The organism is uncultured Dialister sp. (genome assembly GCF_937959425.1).
Lineage (GTDB): Bacteria > Bacillota > Negativicutes > Veillonellales > Dialisteraceae > Dialister.
In genome coordinates, this window is record NZ_CALGPS010000021.1 from 1 (window position 1) to 3,365 (window position 3,365).

At 53.1% G+C, this 3,365-nt stretch carries 5 protein-coding genes; 2 read left to right on the plus strand and 3 right to left on the minus strand.

Annotated elements, in window-relative coordinates:
• Nucleotides 1-331: 331 nt before the first annotated feature.
• Nucleotides 332-565 carry a hypothetical protein gene (locus Q0482_RS09975; protein WP_366517976.1) on the minus strand — a complete coding sequence of 78 codons (234 nt, stop codon included), beginning with the start codon at nt 563-565 and terminating at the stop codon, nt 332-334.
• Between the two features lie 102 nt (nt 566-667).
• Entirely contained in the window at nt 668-931 is a 264-nt protein-coding gene (locus Q0482_RS09980; protein ID WP_366517977.1) for a hypothetical protein, read from the minus strand.
• A gap of 7 nt (nt 932-938) precedes the next feature.
• On the opposite strand from Q0482_RS09980, the gene Q0482_RS09985 reads away from it, so the two are divergent.
• Nucleotides 939-1,532 carry a hypothetical protein gene (locus Q0482_RS09985; protein WP_366517978.1) on the plus strand — a complete coding sequence of 198 codons (594 nt, stop codon included), beginning with the start codon at nt 939-941 and terminating at the stop codon, nt 1,530-1,532.
• Nucleotides 1,533-2,195: 663 nt separating this feature from the next.
• Nucleotides 2,196-3,131: a metallophosphoesterase gene (locus Q0482_RS00895; RefSeq protein WP_299142247.1), complete on the plus strand. Its 936-nt coding sequence runs from the start codon at nt 2,196-2,198 to the stop codon at nt 3,129-3,131.
• Here Q0482_RS00895 and Q0482_RS00900 read toward each other — a convergent pair.
• Nucleotides 3,121-3,252, minus strand: a complete 132-nt coding sequence (locus Q0482_RS00900) for a hypothetical protein (RefSeq protein WP_299142250.1) — start codon at nt 3,250-3,252, stop codon at nt 3,121-3,123. The genes Q0482_RS00895 and Q0482_RS00900 overlap by 11 nt on opposite strands.
• Between the last annotated feature and the right edge of the window lie 113 nt (nt 3,253-3,365).

Genomic DNA, 3,365 nt, shown 5'->3' on the forward strand with positions numbered 1-3,365 from the left:
GACTTTCACCAGACTATACTATACACGCCGAACTGGCGCACAACCTAAGAACCCTAAGAACCTTCCCCCCCCTTTGGTACTACGTACCACCTTCCCCCCGCAAGCGGTGGGACAACAGGGGGGAGAGAGAACCCTTCTACACAACCCGCCGCCGTAAGGCGGCCACAACCTGCGGCGAAGCCGCGCCCCCTTCTTCCGCATCTGGTGTATAATAAAGAAAAATTTCCTTTTCATTCCCCTGAGAGAAGGTGCCCTTCATGCATGATGAACAGATGGCCGAAGAAAAGAAAAAGCTGATCCGCCTCCTGCTTTCCCACATGAACTGCCGGTTCTACCCCCTGGCCTGCCGGAGTTTTACCATGCCCGCCGTGCCCATAGACAGGGCGGTGACTGCCATGCTGCGGGAGAAGGGCCTTCCTGCTGCTGCAGACCGGAAGGCAAGGAACAGTCTCATCCGTAAGTACGTCCATTTCCGGCTGGAGCTTGCCTCCCTCATGGTGAAATGGGATAGCCGGCGTTCCGATTTCCTTACGGAAACGGTGAAGGACAGTCTGGATTTTGACATTACCCGCTCCTTCAGCAATGAATTTGAGAATGTGCGACGCGCGCTCCTTCCCTTCAAGCCTCCCTTTGTGATGGAAGGGGCCATGGTGATTCCTCTTACCACCTATCTCTCTGCGGAAACGGGAATTTCCCTTTCACCCCTGGCGGATTTCCTTGAGCAGGAAACAAAGGGGTACATGGAAATGGTGAGGGAGGAAAGCGCCTCCTTCATGGACGCCCTGTCCTTCTGCCATCCCGATTTCCACGATACCTCTGTGATGAAGCTTCCTTTCCTCCTGCTCCAGTGCATCTGCGAAAACCTGGGCATGGAGGAAGGCGGACTGGTGACGGAAAGCGCCCAGATCCTCATGCCATTGACAGAGGTCATGCCTTATATGGCCAAAAAGAAATTGTCTCCCGAAGGCACCCGTTTCTTTTACCACTACCTGGTCTTTCGGGCCCTGGTGCTTTCCTTCTTTGGCTCCTACATGTACCAGGACAGGAAACTCCGGGACTCCATCTACAAGGGCGTCATGAAAAGCCGCCCCATGACCCGGCTCATCCGCACCGCCAAGGCCATCCATTTCATGGACGACGACGATTTCATCATGAACCAGCGACTTTACCTGAAAGTCAATATGTTCATGCGCCAGTGGGCCATCTTCGACCCGAAAAAGAAGGAGCACTACTACCGCTACTACCCGAACTTCACTACCTACATTGTCAGCCGCATGGACGACGAGGCCTTCGAAGACCGTATCAACAGCCTGCTGGACGAATTCTGCCGCGCCGACCGCTTCACCCTCTCCGAAAGGGACAGAAACTTCCTCCTCCAGGAAACGGCGGCCTACATCAACACCGTAAGCCACGCCATGTACTTCGCCTACGGCATAGGCTTCAGAAGACCGGAAGACTTCATGGACTCCCGCTGGAACGAAAAAACAAAGAACCCTATTTTAAAGGGATTTAAGAAAATATTCGGATTGTGAGAGGGGTCATAACGGTATTCGGCTGTATCCTTAATCGCAAGCGGGTTCAGGCGCCTAATGAAAATGGTAAATGGTGAATTGTAAATGGTAAATGAAGGTGGCGCTTTTATAAATTAAGGGCGCCATTTTGATAAAAACCACACAACCTCGCGACCCTCGTGGAAAAGCGCTCCCCCTTTGGTGCCTTACGGCACCACCTTTCCCCCTGTTCAGGGGGCACTATGGGCGCTGAACAGTGTGCCACATATGACAACGCAGGGAAGCATAGAGAGGTTTATTCTGCCCCCTGAATAGGGGGAAGTCCGGCGCAGCCGGATAGGGGGTGGCCGACGAAGTCGGCCGGTCATCGTAATGTGAATCTTGCTGATGAATCTAAAGATACAAGTCGAATCCAGCCAGCCAGCGGCTAATTGCCAGCTGCTGACTGCTGTCGTCTCTACGGTTAGCGGCTTCTTCCTGCCGACAGGCGGCATTAAAAACTTCATTGCCCGATAGGGCAATCCACAACCCTCGGGCCCAAAGGGCCCGTCAAACCTAAGAACCTTCCGGCCGTAGGCCGGTCAAACTTGAGAACCTTTTCTTCTCACAACCCTTCTACACAACCTGCCTGCGTCAGCAGGCCACAACCTGCGGCGCAGCCGCTTTTCATAGAAAGGACTCATCATGTTCCGCACCATTCTCTGTTTCTTCCTCTCCCTTTCCTGCCTGGCCCTTGCAGGCTGCGGGCAGCCGTCTGCTCCCGCGGGGAAGGAGTACGAAAGAGTCGTCGTGATTTCCGACCTTCATTATCCCAGCAAGACCCGGGACAATCCGAAGCGGCAGGCCATTATGGACAACAAGGCAAAGGCCCGGGAAGATATTAACAGCTGGCAGGATGTGGATCTTAAAGTATTCACCGGCGACATGGTGGAAATGTACGGCTCCATGAACCAGATGGAAGAGGCGAAGCAGTTTATTGACGGCTTTGCCGGAGAAAAAGCGTACCTGGCAGGAAATCATGAACTCTTCTACAAAGAAGAACTGAAAGACGGCAAGCCCGTCATGGCGGATCCGGCCCTCCGAAAGGCCCATGAAGAAAATTACGAAAAGGTCTTCGGGCCCCTCCACAGCACAAAGAAGCTGGGGCAGTACCTCCTCATTTTCCTCTCCCCCGAAGATACGGAAGGTAAATTTCCTGTGGCCATGTCTAAAGAAGAAATGGAATGGCTGAGGAAGACCCTGAAAGAAAACAGCCAGACCCCTACCCTCATTTTCTACCATGCGCCGCTGTCGGACACCATGATTCCCTACAACGACAAAATAGGAAATCCCCGGAACTTTGCCCAGCCCGCCGGGGACATAGACCTCATCCTCCTCACCAGTCCCCAGGTGAAACTGTGGGTGTCCGGCCATACCCATACGCCGCCCACCCAGCCCACCTTTGCCAATGAAGCGAACTACTACCACGGAAAAATCCTGGACGTCTACAATCCCACCTGGGACGGAAAACAGGTGTGGTCCAACTCCATCTACCTCTATAAGGATAAAATCGTGATTAAAACCTATGACCATAAAAAGGGAGAATGGATGGATGAGCTTACGAGGACAGTCATGCTGTGAAGAAATAGGGCCACTGGCGGGAGGCTGCATTTCCGAATGAAAAATGGTAAATGGTGAATTGTAAATGGTAAATGAAGGTGGCGCTTTTATAAATGAGGGGCGCCATTTTGATAAAAACCATACAACTTCGCGACCCCCGTGGAAATGCACCCCTTTTGGTGCCTGCGGCACCACCTTTCCCCCTGTTCAGGGGGCACTATGGGCGCTGAACAGTGTGCCACATATGACAACGCA

Bases quoted from the DNA above. Each gene is read 5' to 3' on its own strand.
- Q0482_RS00900 (WP_299142250.1), bottom strand. From the start codon at position 3,252: ATGGTTTTTATCAAAATGGCGCCCCTCATTTATAAAAGCGCCACCTTC.
- Q0482_RS09975 (WP_366517976.1), bottom strand. From the start codon at position 565: ATGTCAAAATCCAGACTGTCCTTCACCGTTTCCGTAAGGAAATCGGAA.
- Q0482_RS00895 (WP_299142247.1), top strand. From the start codon at position 2,196: ATGTTCCGCACCATTCTCTGTTTCTTCCTCTCCCTTTCCTGCCTGGCC.
- Q0482_RS09985 (WP_366517978.1), top strand. From the start codon at position 939: ATGGCCAAAAAGAAATTGTCTCCCGAAGGCACCCGTTTCTTTTACCAC.
- Q0482_RS09980 (WP_366517977.1), bottom strand. From the start codon at position 931: ATGACCTCTGTCAATGGCATGAGGATCTGGGCGCTTTCCGTCACCAGT.